The following is a 16137-nucleotide window of genomic DNA, read 5'->3' as shown; positions in this document are numbered from 1 at the left end:
CTGATGACAGGGCATCGTCCCTAGGTGGCCAAGAAAATCCCGAAGGACCTTCCCTCACCCAGAGCTCCCGCTCCGCTGTGATTTACTGCTTGTTCCTGATTCTTCTCTCAAAGAGCCACCCGGTCTCAAAGGGCCGGGTCCCGCGACTTTTTTACCGTCGGGGGAGTGAGAATATAATCCAAGGCCCAAACGCCGTCAACGGTCGCGGTAGATCTTTTTTCAAAAAGCCCGATTTCCTTCAACGGGAGGGTCAAGGAATCGGAAAACCTTTCGACGGAAAAGCCTTGGAGGTCCCGCCGAACGCGGGCAAGAGGCCATGGCCGCGGCAGGAATGGAATCGCGGGAAGACGGGGTAACTTGAACGTTACCCCAAGATCAAGCCTGGGTTACGAGGTCGGCGGCGGCGTCCGCCCAAGCATCGCTGCTGTTAACCGCGGGCACCAGCATTAGGCGTTCGCCGCCGGATTCCAGGAAGGTGGCCTGGGCGCGGATGGCGATCTCTTCCAGGGTTTCCAGGCAATCGGCGGTGAAGGAGGGCTCGAACACCAGCAGGCGCTTTTTGCCTTGTTTTGCGATATCGGTCACGAGAAGATCCGTATATGGCTTGATCCAAGGGGTACGGCCCAGGCGCGACTGGAACCCGATGGAATAGCGCGAGGGGGCCAGCCCTAAGATGGCGGCCAAGCGGCGGGTGGTCTCGAAACATTGCGCACGGTAGCAAAAATTGTTCTTCCACGAATAAGAAGCGCAACAACCGTCGTCCGCTTGGAGGCAATGCCCGGCCAGGCTTTCGCTTTTCCGGATCTGACGCTCCGGCAAGCCATGGTAGCTGAAGAGGATATGATCGGGCTTAAACGATTCCAGCAGGGGCCGCCCCTGGGCGGCGCAGGCCTCCAGAAAGCCGGCATGGGAAAAGAACGGCGGCACCACGCTCACCGACGGCACGTTCCAGCGTTTCCCGAGCAGGGAGAAAACCTTTTCCAGGGTGGAACCCGTGGAGGAGGATGCGTATTGCGGGTACATGGGGAACAGGATGAGCCGCTCGGGGGACTTGGCCAAAAGGCCCTCGAGCCGGGAGGCGATGGACGGGTTGCCGTAGCGCATGGCGAAATCGACGTCCCAATCCTGGGGCAAGCGCGCCTTGAGCTTGGCGGTGAAGGCGCGCGTGTGGTCCACCAGGGGGGAACCCGCCGGGGACCAGATCTTGGCGTAGGCTTCCCCTGATTTGCGCGGCCGGAACGGCAGGATGAAGAGATTAAGGAGGGCCCAGCGCCCGGCCGCGTTGATGTCGATGACGCGCGGATCGGACAGGAACTCGCGAAGATACCGACGGACCTTTCCCGGGGCGGGGGAATCCGGAGAACCCAGGTTAAGGACGAGGACGGCGGTTTTCATTTCTGGATGCACAAGGTCCCGAAACATACATTTCTTCATGGACCTGGCCCAATGCGAATTGTACCGACCGGTACGGGGGGGCCATTTCCATGCGCGGCCGATCCCGCCCCTTGCGGGGACGGGACCTCGCCTTGGGGGTAACACCCAAGATACGTGGGCGCGGGTCCGGGAAGAATGTTCCCGACAAGAAACAGGAGCGAAAGGAAAAAGCTGGAAAAGCGGATTTCCGGCGTAAGAAAAAGGCTAGTGATAGAATTGAAATTTAGCGATATTTTAGTCAATTTTATTTCGTTGACCTGAAGGCCAAGGGGATAGGCGCACAGGTCTTTCTACTCCATGCCGGAAATAGCCCGGCTATTAAGGCATTATGGGGACACGGAAAAGCACGCGTAGCCCGAGCCCAGCCGCATCCAGCCGGCCCGGCGCGGCGGCCTCAAAAGGGGATTCCACGCGGACCGCGAAACGGGCCGCCGCGCCGGGGAGTAAGCATGCCTCCCGCCAGAACGAGGACCAAGTCTACCCCATCGCCGCCATTGGCGCTTCGGCCGGGGGCCTGGAGGCCTTCACCAAACTGATCGGGGCCTTGCCCGGCGACGCCCAGCTCACCTTCATCCTGCTCCAGCATCTCTCCCCCAACCACGAGAGCATGCTGCAAGCGCTCATCGCCAAGGTGACGCCCTTGCCGGTGGTGGAAGCCCGGGACGGGGACCTGCTGCGGCACGGAACGGTATACGTGATGCCGCCCAAGGTGCTCATGACCCTGGAGAAGAACCGCTTGCGGTTGCGGCCACGGCCCGAGTCCGGACCCAACATGCCGGTCGATCTCTTCTTCCGCACCTTGGCGGAGGAGCAGCCCAATCGCGCCATCGCCATCATCCTTTCGGGGGCGGGAACCGACGGCGCCCTCGGCCTGCAGGAGGTGAAGGCGGCGGGGGGAATCACCTTCGTCCAGGATTCGCGTTCGGCGAAATTCGACGGCATGCCCCTTTCGGCCGTTTCCACGGGGGCGGTGGATTTCGTGCTGCCGCCCGAGCAGATTGCCGCCGAACTGGCGCGCATCTGCCTCCAATACCGGCGTAAATTCGAGGCGAACGGGGAAGCGGCAGGCCTGGAAGTGGGGCAGCTCGCGGCGATTTTCGCCATGCTCCGGCGCACCTGCGGCGTGGACTTCACCCAATACAAGCAAAGCACCATCCAGCGGCGCATCCTGCGCCGCATGCTGCTGGAACGCATCGATACGTTGGCCGGCTACGTCGATCTCCTACGCCAGAAGCCGGACGAGTTGCACGCGCTCTACCAGGATCTGCTCATCAAGGTCACCGGCTTCTTCCGCGATCCGGAAGCCTTCGAGGCCCTGAAAAAGACCATCCTTCCCGCTATCCTGAAAAACCGCCAACGGGACGCCACCGTACGCATCTGGGTGCCCGGCTGCGCCACCGGCGAGGAAGCTTACTCCCTCGCCATCGCGCTGTTGGAGTCCCTCGGGGACATGGCGGCCAATACCCCCGTCCAGATTTTCGCGACCGATATCAGCGAAGAATCGCTGGCGCGTGCGCGCGCGGGATTGTACGTGGAGAACATCGCCCTGGACGTGTCGCCGGAACGCCTGCGGCGCTTCTTCACGCGCACCGACGGCCATTACCAGATCAGCAAGCACATCCGCGACATGTGCATTTTCGCGCGGCACGACCTGACCCAGGATCATCCCTTTTCGCGGATCGATCTCATCAGTTGCCGCAATCTCCTCATCTACCTGGATCTGTATCTGCAGAAGAAAGTCTTCCCGGTGTTCCACTACGCGCTGAACCCGGCCGCTTACCTGATGCTGGGCACCTCCGAGACGGTGGGCAGCTTCACCGATTTGTTCGCGCTGGAGGACAAGAAGTACAAGATCTACCAGAAGAAGGTGGCATCGGTCCGCTTCCATTTGCCGACGGGGCCCGCCAGCCTGAACTACGAGAAGATCGAGCCGGCCAAGCGCGCCGCCGACCAGGCCTGGTCGGGCCTGGAGGTGCAGAAGGAGGCCGATCGACTGCTGCTGGCGAATTACGCCCCGCCGGGGGCGGTGGTCAATGCCGATATGGATATCCTCCAGTTCCGCGGGCAGACGGGCATGTTCCTGGAGCCTGCGCCCGGCCAGGCCAGCCTTAACCTGCTCAAGATGGTGCGGCCGCCTTTGCTCCTGACCACGCGGCGGACGGTGGACGAGGCCAAGCGCACCGGGAAACCCTCCCGCTCGGAGCCGGTGATATTCGAAGCGGAAGGGAAGAAGCGCGCGGCGGAGGGGCAAGGCAAGCGCCGCGCCGTGGTGGTGGAAGCGGCGCCTTTGGCGATCCCTTCCTCCCCGGCCGATGACTATTTCCTGGTGCTGTTCCGGGAGACCGAGCCCGCCCCGGTGGCTGCGGCGAAGCCGGGCAAGGGCAAGGGCCGGGAAGGCCATGAGGCCAAAGCCTTGCTAAAGGAACTCGATTCCACCAAGGAATACCTGCAATCCATCATCGAGGAGCAGGAAGCCACCAATGAGGAACTCAAGTCGGCCAACGAAGAGATCCTCTCCAGCAACGAAGAACTCCAAAGCATCAACGAGGAAATGGAAACCGCCAAGGAGGAGTTGCAAAGCACGAATGAGGAGCTGACCACCCTCAACGAGGAGCTGTCCAACCGCAACCTGGAACTGAACCAGGTCAACAACGACATGAGCAATCTTTTCTCCAGCGTGCACGTCCCCATCGTCATGTTGGGGCGCGACTTGCGCATCCGCCGCTTTACGCCCACGGCCGAGAAGATGCTCAAGCTGGTTTCCGCCGACGTGGGCCGCTTGTTCGGCGAGATCAAGGCCTTGGCCAACCTGGACCATACCGAACCCAAGATCCTCGAAGTGATCGACACCATGACGGTGAACGAAATGGACGTGAAGGACGATCAGGGACGCTGGTATTCCTTGCGCATCCGGCCTTACCGCACCCACGACAACAAAATCGACGGCGCGGTCCTGATCTTCGTCGACATCGACTCCCTCAAGCACGGCATGGCCCTCCTGGAAGAGGCCAACGACTTCGCCGAATCCATCATCCGCACCGTGCCCCATCCCATGGTGGTGCTGGAGTGGAACGGGCGCATCAAGACCGCCAACGCCGCCTTCCTGGAGGCCTCCGGGCAAGCCGGCGACGCGATCCTGGGCAAACCGATTACGGAGGTCGGCTTCGGGGGAGCGCCCATCCCCGGCTTGAGCGGCTTGCTGTCCCGCAATGGCGAGTGGGCCCGCGCCGTGAAGGATGCGGAAGTTCGCATGGACCGGCCCGACGGCCCCCACACCCTGCAGCTGAACTCCGGCCTGGTGCGCCTTTCCGCCGATGATCGCACCTTCCTCATGCTTTCCGTGGAGGATATCACCGTCCGCAAAACGGCCGAGCGGGAAGTGCTGCGGCTCAACGCCGAACTGGAGGAGCGTATCCGCCAGGTTACCGCGGCCAACCGGTCGCTGGAACGCGAGGTGTTCGACCGCCAGCGGGCGGAAGAGGGCTTGCGGGAGATCGTCAAGGATCTGGAAGCCTTCTCCTTCTCGATCTCCCACGATTTACGCACCCCCCTGCGTTCCATCCAAGGCGTCGCCGAGGCCCTGCGCGAGGACTACGCCGATCGTCTCGACGAGACGGGCCGCGACTACGCCCGCCGCATCGTGGAAGCGGCGCAACGCCTGGACCGCCTGCTCAAGGACCTCCTGACCTACAGCCGCCTGGGCCACGACGAGACGGAGCTGCGCATCTGCTCCTTGGATGCGGCCGTGCGCATCGCCCTCGATCAATCCGACCCCACGGTGCGGGCGCGGGAAGCCAAGGTGGAAGTAGCCTCGCCTTTGGGCGAAGTCCTGGCCGTACGCTCCTTGTTGGAGTTGGCCATCGCCAACCTGCTTTCCAACGCCCTCAAGTTCACTGCCGAAGGCGTGAAGCCGCAGGTGCGGATCAGCGCGGAATCCAAAGGCGCGTTCCGGCGGCTCTGGATCGAAGATAACGGCATCGGCATCCCGCCGGAAGATAGGGAGCGAGTTTTCCGCCCCTTCGAGCGGTTGCACGGCATGGAAATTTACCCCGGCACCGGCATCGGCCTGGCCATCGTGCGCAAAAGCGCCGAGACCCAGGGCGGCCAAGCGGGGATGGAGGCCGCCCCCGGCGGGGGTAGCCGGTTCTGGATCGAACTTCCGGGGGGTACGGAATGAACGAACCTATCCGGCTGCTCCTGGTCGACGACAATCCCGACGATCGCGCCATGGCGCTGCGGGCCTTGCGCCGGGAATTCCCCGGCATCGAGGCGGCGGAAATCCAGAACGAAGAATCGCTGCACGCCGCCCTGTCCCGCTTCCGTTTCGATCTGGCCATAATTGATTACCAACTTTTATGGTCTACGGGGCTGGATATCTTCCCCCGCATCCGCGAGTTCGCCCCGGATTGCCCGGTCATCATGTTCACCGGCACGGGCAACGAGGAAATCGCCGTGGCCGCCCTCAAGGCCGGCATCGACGATTACGTCCTCAAGTCGCCGCGGCACTTCGCCCGCCTGACCGCCTCGGCGCGCCTGGCCCTGGAACGCGTGCGCGAACGCCGGCGCGCCGAGGCCCTGGAACTGAGGTTGGAGGATTTGCTGACCAGGCTGAACGTGGGCGTCTGCCGGACGCGCCTGGACGGGAGCATCTTGTACGCCAATCCGGCCTTCCGGCGCATCTTTTCCTTGCCTCCCGCCCCCGCCCATCTGCCCCGGCTACCCGAGCTCATCCCTTCCCTGCGCAACCAGGATTTCACCGAGCTCCGCGACGGGCATGGGCGCCCCTGGGAAGCGCGCATCGAATCACCGCCCGGAAAGGAAGCCTGGATCAGCATCACGCAATCGCTGGGCCTGGCCCCGGTCTACCTGGACGACGTCGTGGCCGAAGCGGAGCCGGAGAAGGCGGAACCCCTGGTGGACGTGCTGGTGGAAGACGTCACCGAGCGCAAGCGGCGCGATGAAATCAACCAACAACTGCAGCGGCTGGAAGCCATCCGCCGACTGGCCGGCGGGGTGGCGCACGATTTCAATAACATGCTCACGGCCATCAACGGGTACAGCGAAATCCTGCTCGCGGACATGGACAAGGACAATCCGCTGCGGGAGAGCCTGGAGCAGATCAACCTGGCGGGCTCGCGCGCGGCGCGCCTGACCCGCGAGCTGTTGGCCTTCGGCCGCAACCAGATGCTGATGGCCCGGGACTTCGATTTGAACCCGTTCCTGGCTTCCCTGGCCCCCGAGATCCGCCGCATCCTGGGCGACGCCATCCGCTTGGACCTGGAACTCGATTCCCGTCCATTGCGGGTCAATTGCGATCCTGCCCAAATGGAAAACGTGGTCATCAACATCGTCCAGAACGCGCGCGATGCGATGCCCGAAGGGGGCAATCTGCTTATCCGCTGCCAAGCGCGCCATGCCGCGAGAGGCCAAGGCGGAATGGATCTGAATTTCCATGACCTCACGGGGGACGGGGCCTACGGGGTCATCACCCTGGCGGATACGGGACGCGGGATGGAGCCTTCGGTGCTGGCCCGGATTTTCGAACCCTTCTTCACCACCAAACCCAAGGCCAAGCGCACGGGTATGGGCCTTTCCGCGGCCTATGGCATCGTCAAGCAAAGCGGCGGCACCATAACGGCGGAAAGCGCTCCCGGCCGCGGCTCTCGTTTCGAAGTGTGGATTCCGGCGACGATCTCCGGCGAAGTGGGATCCGCCCTGGAATCGAATGCCGCCGAATCGGCCCAAAGCAATGAGGACGCTTCGTAAATCCTCTGCCAAAAATTCTCCTTGTCACGATTGTCTCCGAATCGACGGAAGCGCCGCTCCCGTATTGAGAGCAGGATTTTCGTAGCCGAGGTGGTCCCGCATCTAGTCAAGAGTGTAGCTTTGGTTCAGGATATCCGGCCGCGGGGGATTAACCAATGGCGCATTGGAAGAAATACGGAATCGGTCTGATTTGCATGGGTTTGGCCTGCGCGACAGCGGCCTGGGCGGGTAAAAGCGAGGCCACCCCTCCCCGATGGCAATTCGCCGGGGAGAACCAGGGCATCCGCTTCTATTTCAAGATCGCCAATGAATGCCGGGACGCGGGCGCTAGCCTGGATGTGAAACTCGAGAGCACCCTGGACCATGCGGTCACCGTTTCCTTCCGTCTCGTGGATCCCGATTGGAGCCAATCTTTCGAACGCGAACTGGGGCCGAACGCGAAAGCGGCCGCCATCAAATACGTCCCGGACGGCGGCACGGCATGCCATCCTTACGTGGATGCGGTGTACGTGGAGCCCCGCGGGACCCAAGTGTCGCATTCGGGCGCGTCGGACGAATAAAGGGCCGGCGACCCGCGCCGTAACAGGCCTTCGTTTTACCCCGCTTTGGCTTCGGGCGGATCGATCCCATTAATCCGATCCAGCAGCATGCGCAGCTTGCTGTAATGCTTGCGATCGAACTCCATGGTCAGGCGCGGCAGATCCTGCCAATCGTCCTCGCCCGGGAGCGCTCTCCGCTGCTCGATACGGCCGCGCACGCACAGGTCTCCGAAGCCGGCGTTCAAATCCTCCACTTGCGCCGCGGACAATGGCTTGCGGATGCGGATGGCGAGCAGCCTGTCCACGAAGCGGGAGCTGTGGTATACGCGGTAGAAGCGTTCCACGTAGGCGGCCGCCTCTTCTACGTCCAGGAAGGTGCGGAAGAGGTTCATATCCAGGCTATCGATGAGCTGGTTGGCCAGCAGATGCTCGCGCACGAATGCGTCGAAGGCCTTCCAGTAGTCCGCATCCCCGCCCGCCAGGAACACGATGGGGATGAGGGGCGATTTCCCGGTTTGGATCAAGGTCAATAGCTCGAAGCATTCGTCCATGGTTCCGAAGCCGCCGGGAAAGACGGCCATGGCGTCGGCGCCCATGGCGAACATCAGCTTGCGCGTGAAGAAGTAGCGGAAGACGATCAGCTTGGGATCGCCGCGCAGGAACTCGTTCTCGTTGGTCTCCCAAGGGAGCTTGATGGAAAGCCCGAAGGAGTTGCCGGGCCCGGCCCCTTCGTTGCCGGCGCTCATGATCCCGGGGCCCGCGCCCGTGATGGACATCCAACCCCGGCGCGCCATGGCCGCGCAGAAATCGCGGGCGCGGATATAGTCGGGGTGATCGGGCGGGGTGCGCGCCGATCCGAAGACGGAAATCTTGCGGCGGCCGCGGAACGGCCGGAACACGTTCAAGGCATGCCGCAGCTCGCGCACGCTCTTGGCCATCAGCTTGATCTCGCCGGTGCCGGCCCCGTCGCGGCCCAGCTGCAAGGCCGCCCGGATGATTTCGCCCATCAGCTCGCGTTGCAGGGGATCGGAAGGGGCTTGCGCCGCATCGAGCAAGCTTTCGATTTGGCCTAGGGTATGTTCATCGAAGGGAGGAGTCTTCATGGCTATAGTTTCCCTTTTTTCCGGGCCCCGGGGAATGGGAGAGGTACGAAAACTCCCATCGCATTGGAATCATGGCATTCCGGAAGGCGATTTTGGGCTACCTTAGGTTTTCCGGGATCCGCTGCGGCCGGGACTAGGCCGCGGCTTTCCCGTTTACCTGGAGATCGGGATTCCACATGACGCACCCAATCGCGAGCCCGCAAGCCCTTCGAGCGCCGACGCTCTTCCTAGTCACCTTGCTTGGCGGTACCATCCTGTCCGGCTGCCTGGGCGGCGAACTGGATACTTCCACCGTGGCTCCGGTCCCGAAGGACACCGCCGTGGTTATCCTTCCGCCCAAGGACTCGACGCCGGTCCACGATACCGTACCGACCGGCGTGGCGCATTCCATTTACCCACGGCTCAAGATCGGCGAGAAATGGGAATACTCGCAATACAGCGGAACCGATACGGGAACGGTTTACTCGCTGGAAATGGTCGGGGAATCGGTCTTCGGGAGCGACTCGGTGTACGTAGAAAAGCTATTGGTCACGGCGCCCCCTTTCGTCATCGACCAATTCGGAACCCTGGCCGAAAACTACCTGCAGACCGGATTAATCTACCTGCGGAAGTCGGATCAGGAAACGGTCCATGACAGCCTCGCCAGGAGCATGGATTTCTTCTCTGCGGGCGACACGCTAGGCATCCACTACAGCGAAGAAAGCATCACGACGACCCGGTTCACCGGAAGCCTGCCGGACAGCCTAAAGGAAGGCGCGGCCTGGAAGCTGGCCCAGGTGCATAGCTATACGACCCATTGGGCATACCCCGATACCGCGGGTATCGATACGGGGACCAGTACCCGGACCCGGTCTTATCTGGTCAAGGCTCCCGCGCCGGTGACCGTGAAGGCCGGGACGTTCACGGCCTTCGAGATCGTCGAATCCGATTCCCTAGCGGGTTCGACCACCCAGATTTGGTTCTCCCCGGAAGCGAAAGGGATCGTGCGCGAAATCGATACCAATCCCAATGGCGCGGATACCAGCGAGGTCTCTACCATTTTGCTTAAGTAGCGTGCTCTTGTCCGCGGGATATCCGAGTTGCTACATATGGGGCATGAAAAGAACCGCATTGCTTTTCGCCGCCCTCATCCCGTTCATCGCATGCAAGGAAAAAGCCGATACGGGCGCCCCCGCGGGGGCCGCCGTCGCGGGCCTGAAAATCCCGGCCAAGCCCCCGGTCGAGGGTAAACTCGTCATCGTCGCCGAGCTGACGGACATCGCCGGCCAATTCCCGGCCAACGAGCTCTACAATTACGCCTATATCATGAAGTATAAGGTGCTGCAAGTGGTGCAGGGCAGCTACGCGGATCCGGAGATCCTGGTGGGGCATTACAATCCCCGCATCGCCCGCGACGACATCAAGGACGAACAGGATTCCAAGGTGGGCGGAAACCTGACTTCCTTCCAGAAGGGCGATATCCATTACCTGGTGCTGAATCCCCTCGACGGGGAATGGACCGGGGCGGTGGAGGACGAGTACTTCAACGACAAGCGCCCGCGTTGGTGGGCGCTGTGGGCGGACAAGGCCAAATAAGCGGCGCCTAGAAGAAGGTGCCGCGAATCCCCACCGTGCCGATGTAGTTCTGGGGAGCGACCAAGCGGCCACGGGCGGCGATCTGGTTCAGCACGTAGGGCAGTCCCACCGACAAGAAGATGGGGAAACTCGGATTGGTGATCTCCAGCCCCGCGCTCAGTTTCAAGGTGTAGTCGTTGGTCCGGAAGCGCGAGCTGACGCGGGAATCGCTGGTGCCCGGCCCGTAATCCCAGTAGTAGGTCGGCGCCATGGGGATGGACAGGGTGAGGCCGACGTTCTGGGTGGAAGACTCTTCCTTGTGGCCCACGTACCCGTACATGCTGATCGCGTCCGCGCCGGTCGCGCCCGTGCCGGGGGCGCCGTAGCTATGCAGCCAATCCACGTCGCCCTGATCCCCGTAAGGCTGATGGCGTAGCTCCCAGAACTTCCAGGTGAACGGCGAAGGGCCGGCGGCCTGGCAGCTCAGCAGCTTTTCGTTCACGCCCTTCGCGGCCACGTCGTTCCCGTCCCGGCATCCCCAATTGTCCCAGGCCCACGCCGAGGTATAGCTGCCGCCGAAAACGAGCAGGCCCCAATCCTTGGTCTTGGTGTATTCGTAGCTGAGGCCCAGGGAATACAAACCCGATCCGGGCTGCAAGAAGGGGCTGACGTAACGGATGTCGTCCCGATCGATGTTCTGGCCCTTGAAGTGGAGGCGCTGGATGTCGTGCTGGCCGGTAGGCAGGGAGGCGGAGATGCCGACGGAATGCTCGTTTTCGTTGCCGAAGAGCCGGTTCAAGGAAAGGCCGAGATCCCCGAAGCCGCCGGTGGGAATGGGCGCCGGCGTGGAGAGATCCTCCGCGACCTTATAGCCTTCGTACTGCCCGTTGTTGGCCTTGAGGACCGTGGCCAGGCCCGCGGTCCAGTTGGGATGGGCCGGCCAATGGAAGGTGAACGAATTCGCGAGGGACCAATAAAGATAGTCTCCTCCCACCGTGGTGTTGGAAAGCATCTCCAGATCCACCAGGCCTCCGCTTACGCCGCGGCCCACCCATTTGCCCGCGCCCGCCGCCGCGCCGCCGCCGCTACTGCCGCAGCCGCCGATGTTGGCCCAGGCGGCCGCCTGGGGAGACGGTCCCGCGCGCAGGGCGGACCACTCCCGTCCCGCCCATACGGCGGCCAGGACGGCGAGCAGTGCCGCCGGTCCCGTGCGGAATAGGCGCGAATGCGAAATGGCGTTTTTCATGCGTAGGACTCCCTTGCTTGGAGAAAACGGCGCCCGGCCGGGGCCGCCTTAGAATGGTTCAGAGGGCGCGGGCTCAGGGCTCGACCCACAAATGCGTGTAGGTATCGCTATCGAAGCCGCCGATGCCGATCTTGAGATAGGCCTGGGCCTCGTTCAGCTTGCCTTCTTCGGCATTCATGAGATCGCCGATCTTGACCACGTACAAATCGCCGTCCCCGGAGCCTTTCCGCAGCGCGATGGCGGTGGCGTAGTCCCAATGGGTGGACCATTCCGGCTTGTCGTAGCGCTCGTACAAGTTCTCGTCAGGCCGTTTTGCGCGCCAGACGATCTTATTGTTCTTGTTATAGATCCACAAATTCTCGTGGAGGCCTTCCGTAATCGAGTCCCCCGTGATGAGGTTATACGCCGGCTCGCCCCCGAAGGCGAGGATCATCATGTAGTCCGTATGCAGGGCCGTTGGCGGGTATGGGTTCATGGAAGGGTTGCATTGCTGTTCGCCCCCCGCCAGCACGACGGTGGATTTTTCGGTTTGATCATACAGCGCCGAGGTGGCATAGGATGTCCCGACCCATTTCAGGTCCTTGGAAATCCCGCCGCGATAGGCTCCGGGAATGCCGGTGACCTGGAAGGCCGTATCCACGGCGCCCGAAGGCAATACTTCCACCTTGTAGGTTCCGCCGGGAATGCGTTGGCAGTTTTCGGAATAGCTCACCAGGCCCGAAAGTGAGGCGAAATAAATCCAGGTCTTGTCCCCGTCTACTACCCAATGGGGATCCGCGCTCATGCGGGTGCGGTTGGTCCCTCTATGATCCAGCAACACCCGGCGGGCCGGCTGACCCGCGCCCGCGGCATCGAGGATGAACCCGGGCAATCCCCGTGTGGTCCCTGCGAAAACGATCTTCTTGCCGTCCGGCGAGAACAAGGGGCTGTTGATGGGGGGGAAGCACGGTGTCCTTAGGATGCCGGGTGACGGAAAAGCGCGGGAGCAAAAGCGAGTCCGCATCCTGGCAGGGCACGTCCGGGACCAAGACCGGAGTGGAGCCGGGATCTTGGCAAGCGGATATGAGCCAGGCGATGGCGCCAAGCGCGAACGGACGGAGCGCTTTCATGGATTCAACCCCCTACTCCGCTAACTTAACGCTACGCCACCGTCCTGTACAGCGGATTTAGGGCTTTTCTGCACCATACCGTACGGAAAGGGACACAAAAACGGCAGGCATCCGGAAACGATTACGGATAGATTGGCTGGGGATCCATAACGGGGGCGCCGATCTCGATCGAGTAGATCAGGGATCGCAGAGGATTCCGGACAACGCTGCAAAGGGGCATCCATGGGGTTGGGAAAATTAAGCTTAGGGTTTTCGGCCTTATTGGCCATGACCGGGACGTCGCACGCGCTGATGTTGGGCGGAACCAATGTGCCCAAAGACAAAATCGTCGTTTACCTCATGTTCGGGCATTCCAACATGGCCGGCGAGGATTTGACCCATTCGGACGGCACGACCGATCCGCATGCCTGGCATTATAAGGTGGACACCAAGACCTGGGTGCTCGCCTCGGAGCCGCCGAGCGGGGGCCGGGCGGCCGGGCTTTCGGGCCATGGCGCTGGAGGACCAGGCATGCCATTCGTGAAAGGCATGGTCGCCGCCAATCCCGGCTACTACATCGGCGTCATCAATACCGCCAGCCTTTCCGCCACCTGCAAGGGCGTGAACACCGGCAGCAACAGCTCCGGCCTGGACCCCTCCGATAACCGCTACTTCAAAGGCACCTTCCTCTACCAGCAATTGGTGGACGCCGCCAAGGCGGTGCAGGGCGACGTAACCCTGGGCGGTATCCTGTGCATGCTCGGTAGCGTAGAGGCGACGCGCACCAACGATACGGTCTGCCACGCATTTTCCGGCGATTTGACGCAGCTGGTCACGGATCTGAGAACCGATATCGGTGATCAGAGCCTGCCCTTCATCATGGGCGGCTACGAGAACGGCGCGAGCGGTTCCTTCGCCCTGACCAAGCCTCTGCCCGCCATCATCGATTCGCAGATCAAGATCCTGCCCACCAAGCTGCGCCTTTCGGCGGTGGTCGACTCCAAGGGCATCCAGATGCTGGATGATCACCACTACGTGGCCACCGCCAACGGCCAGCCGGTATGGGCCCAACGGGCCATCACCATCATCCAAACCAATAAGTGGTTTCCGGGAGGCACTTCGGCGATCGCGCTGGCGCCGGCCCGCGCCCGCGGGAACGCCGCGAGCACCATCCGCTACGGCGAAGGCCGGTTGTGGTTCGGGACCTGGGAAGGCGCTTGGGGCGCCGATGGCCGGGCGCCCCCGGGAGGGGCCGCCCGCATCACGGATAAGGCGGCTTGGGCTCCGTTACCGGAGCGGTAAGCCGGCCAAGGACTATCAGGGGCCGACTGTGAAAGCCCCGCTGGTCGCCGTATAATCGGCCCCCGTGTAATTATAATCCTGGACCTGGACCACGCAGGTATGGGAGCCCTTCAAGGCGAGCTTCTTGTTCAAGTCCTGAATGTAAATGCTATCTGGGAGCGCATACTTGAAATCGCCCCATTGCTTGCTCGTGGGTTGCACGGAACCGTTCGGGTTCAGGGTCCCCCAATTGGTACCGCCATCCGGGGACAACGCGATATTGACGCCGGTTATGACGCGGCCGGCTCCGGTGGGATCATCCCTCACGGTCCATTTGATCTCCAGCGAATCCCCCACCTTATGGGTCGATCCGGCAGCAGGGGCGCTGAGGGTGATCATGGTCGTGGTATTGGTAGGACCGGTGGGCGAGGTTTTATCGCAAGCGGCCAAGGCGCTTAGGACCGCCGCGAGGGCCAGGGTCTTCGTCGCCGGATGATTCATTCGTGAAATGATGGGGGACATAGGCCTTCCAAGGTTGTGAGAACCCCAAGTTAACCGCGGCTTCCGAAGCGGGCAAGCGAAATCGGCAGGTCCGGTCCGCAGCGTTCCGATCGCGGTCGCCATGAAATCGCTTCCGTCCTTTCGCCCTCCTTCCGTCTATCCTTCCGAGATGCAGCGGAATTTACCATGAAGGAGATTCGGCTGATCAAGACAGAGTCAGTTGATCAAAACAGAGTCGGCTGATCGAAAACGATTCGGCTGATCAAGACGGATTCGGTTGTATTTGCGCATTTCCGGGAGCGACCCGTAACCACACAAGCCGAATACCCAAAATACGTCGGTCGAAATGTGTACGGATCGGTACATTGAAATCGAAACGGATATCGTTGCGGGAAGACTCCTATCCCGGATAGGAGACAGCATGCCGGAATGGGCGGCATGGATTTCCGAATCCGAAAGCAGCGTCCGGAAAGCCGCGCTTCAGCGCGCCGTAACATAAGTGGGGTATCGCATGGAAACGACTCAGCATCGTATATCCGCCGCGCTCCTGGTGATCTCCCTCAATGCCGTGGCAGGGCATGCCCAATCCCGGATCCCCATCGCTCTGACGGATGCCATCCCCGCATCGGTGGACAACGCGTCCAGCCAATATTTGCGGCCATTCTTCGAACAAGACGGCGAAAGCTGCGGCAACGCCAACGGGATAGCCTACAATTTCACCTACGAAATGGATTGGGCGCGCAACCTGCCGGCGAACGCCGCCGACAACCAATACGCCTACCTATACACCTATAACTTCCTGAATGACGGCGATTCCTTCAACGGCACCAGCCATATGTACGTGGACGCCTTGAACATAGCGAAGGAAAACGGGATCCCGAACGTCACCACCTGGGGCGGCTTCGACGCCGGCTATGACAACTATAATTGGTTGAACGGATATGACAAGTATTACAAGGCGATGCAGAACCGGATTGACGTGATCGATTCGTTCAGCATCGCCGACAGCGCAGGGCTCCGGAAACTGAAACAATGGATCTTCGATCATGGGAACGGCTCGAAGACCGGGGGGATCGGGAATTTCGCGGTCAGCGTCTGGGCATCGTTCGGGGTTCCCGGATGGCAATTTTCCAAGATCCCTTCCGGACCGAAAAGCGGTCAGAACATCAGCCTGGTTTACGGCGTCGACCCCGGGGGCGATCATGCCCAAACGGTGATCGGCTATAACGACAGCATCCATTTCGACTTCAACAAGGACGGGAAGTTCACGAATAATGTCGACCAGAACGGAGATGGTAAAATCACCATGGCCGACTGGGAAGTCGGCGCCTTGCACGTGGTGAACACCTGGAGCACCAACTCCTCCGACGCCGGCACCGATTACTGGTGCCCCTACCGGCTGCTCGCCTTGACGCAGGACAAGGGCGGGCTCAGGAACGGGAATCAGGTGACCATCGCTACCGCCAAGAAACAGTACATGCCCAAGATGACCTTTAAAATCTCGCTAACCCACGCGCATCGGAAGGAAATCGCATTATCGGTAGGCGTCGCGCCCTCGCGGGACGCCACCCAGCCGACCAAGGTCAGGTCCTTCCAAAAGCAATTCACCTATGCCGGGGGCGATT

Annotated in this window: 12 protein-coding genes; 7 read left to right on the top strand and 5 right to left on the bottom strand. The window is 61.7% G+C overall.

Going from position 1 to position 16137, the window contains the following annotated elements; genetic code table 11:
• Window positions 1-375: 375 nt before the first annotated feature.
• Entirely contained in the window at window positions 376-1422 is a 1047-nt protein-coding gene (gene hemH, locus JF616_22700; protein MBW8890573.1) for a ferrochelatase, read from the bottom strand.
• 340 nt (window positions 1423-1762) lie between these two features.
• Here hemH and JF616_22695 point away from each other — a divergent pair, with 340 nt between their 5' ends.
• The 3 genes from JF616_22695 to JF616_22685 all read left to right on the top strand — a co-directional run bounded on the left by JF616_22695 (window position 1763) and on the right by JF616_22685 (window position 7760).
• Window positions 1763-5611, top strand: coding sequence for a PAS domain-containing protein (locus tag JF616_22695; protein ID MBW8890572.1), 3849 nt, complete (start codon window positions 1763-1765; stop codon window positions 5609-5611).
• The gene (locus JF616_22690; protein MBW8890571.1) at window positions 5608-7200 is read left to right on the top strand and encodes a response regulator; all 1593 of its coding nucleotides are present in this window, start codon (window positions 5608-5610) and stop codon (window positions 7198-7200) included. The genes JF616_22695 and JF616_22690 overlap by 4 nt, the downstream gene beginning before the upstream one ends.
• A gap of 155 nt (window positions 7201-7355) precedes the next feature.
• Window positions 7356-7760, top strand: coding sequence for a hypothetical protein (locus JF616_22685; GenBank protein ID MBW8890570.1), 405 nt, complete (start codon window positions 7356-7358; stop codon window positions 7758-7760).
• A gap of 35 nt (window positions 7761-7795) precedes the next feature.
• On the opposite strand, the gene JF616_22680 is transcribed toward JF616_22685, so the two are convergent.
• Window positions 7796-8842 carry an LOG family protein gene (locus JF616_22680; protein MBW8890569.1) on the bottom strand — a complete coding sequence of 349 codons (1047 nt, stop codon included), beginning with the start codon at window positions 8840-8842 and terminating at the stop codon, window positions 7796-7798.
• A 176-nt stretch (window positions 8843-9018) separates the two neighbouring features.
• Here JF616_22680 and JF616_22675 point away from each other — a divergent pair, with 176 nt between their 5' ends.
• Complete coding sequence (locus JF616_22675) at window positions 9019-9894, top strand: hypothetical protein (protein ID MBW8890568.1); 876 nt, start codon at window positions 9019-9021, stop codon at window positions 9892-9894.
• A 43-nt stretch (window positions 9895-9937) separates the two neighbouring features.
• Complete coding sequence (locus tag JF616_22670; protein MBW8890567.1) at window positions 9938-10417, top strand: hypothetical protein; 480 nt, start codon at window positions 9938-9940, stop codon at window positions 10415-10417.
• Window positions 10418-10424: 7 nt separating this feature from the next.
• Here JF616_22670 and JF616_22665 read toward each other — a convergent pair whose 3' ends face one another.
• Window positions 10425-11642, bottom strand: a complete 1218-nt coding sequence (locus JF616_22665; protein MBW8890566.1) for a hypothetical protein — start codon at window positions 11640-11642, stop codon at window positions 10425-10427.
• Between the two features lie 73 nt (window positions 11643-11715).
• A complete protein-coding gene (locus tag JF616_22660) occupies window positions 11716-12564 on the bottom strand; it encodes a hypothetical protein (protein ID MBW8890565.1) in 849 nt (282 codons plus the stop codon).
• A gap of 496 nt (window positions 12565-13060) precedes the next feature.
• Here JF616_22660 and JF616_22655 point away from each other — a divergent pair, with 496 nt between their 5' ends.
• On the top strand, window positions 13061-14032 hold the full coding sequence (locus tag JF616_22655; protein ID MBW8890564.1) for a hypothetical protein: 972 nt from the start codon (window positions 13061-13063) through the stop codon (window positions 14030-14032).
• 15 nt (window positions 14033-14047) lie between these two features.
• Here the strand turns inward: JF616_22655 and JF616_22650 are convergent, their stop codons facing one another.
• Window positions 14048-14533 carry a hypothetical protein gene (locus JF616_22650; protein ID MBW8890563.1) on the bottom strand — a complete coding sequence of 162 codons (486 nt, stop codon included), beginning with the start codon at window positions 14531-14533 and terminating at the stop codon, window positions 14048-14050.
• Between the two features lie 490 nt (window positions 14534-15023).
• Between JF616_22650 and JF616_22645 the strand changes: the two genes are divergently transcribed.
• On the top strand, window positions 15024-16137 hold a 1114-nt coding region (locus JF616_22645), incomplete at its 3' end, for a hypothetical protein (protein MBW8890562.1).

The sequence above is a fragment of the Fibrobacterota bacterium genome (assembly GCA_019509785.1).
In the GTDB taxonomy this organism is placed as follows: Bacteria; Fibrobacterota; Fibrobacteria; order UBA11236; family UBA11236; genus Chersky-265.
The sequence above is the reverse complement of the archived record's forward strand: the minus strand, read 5'-3'. Positions and strand labels throughout refer to the sequence as shown.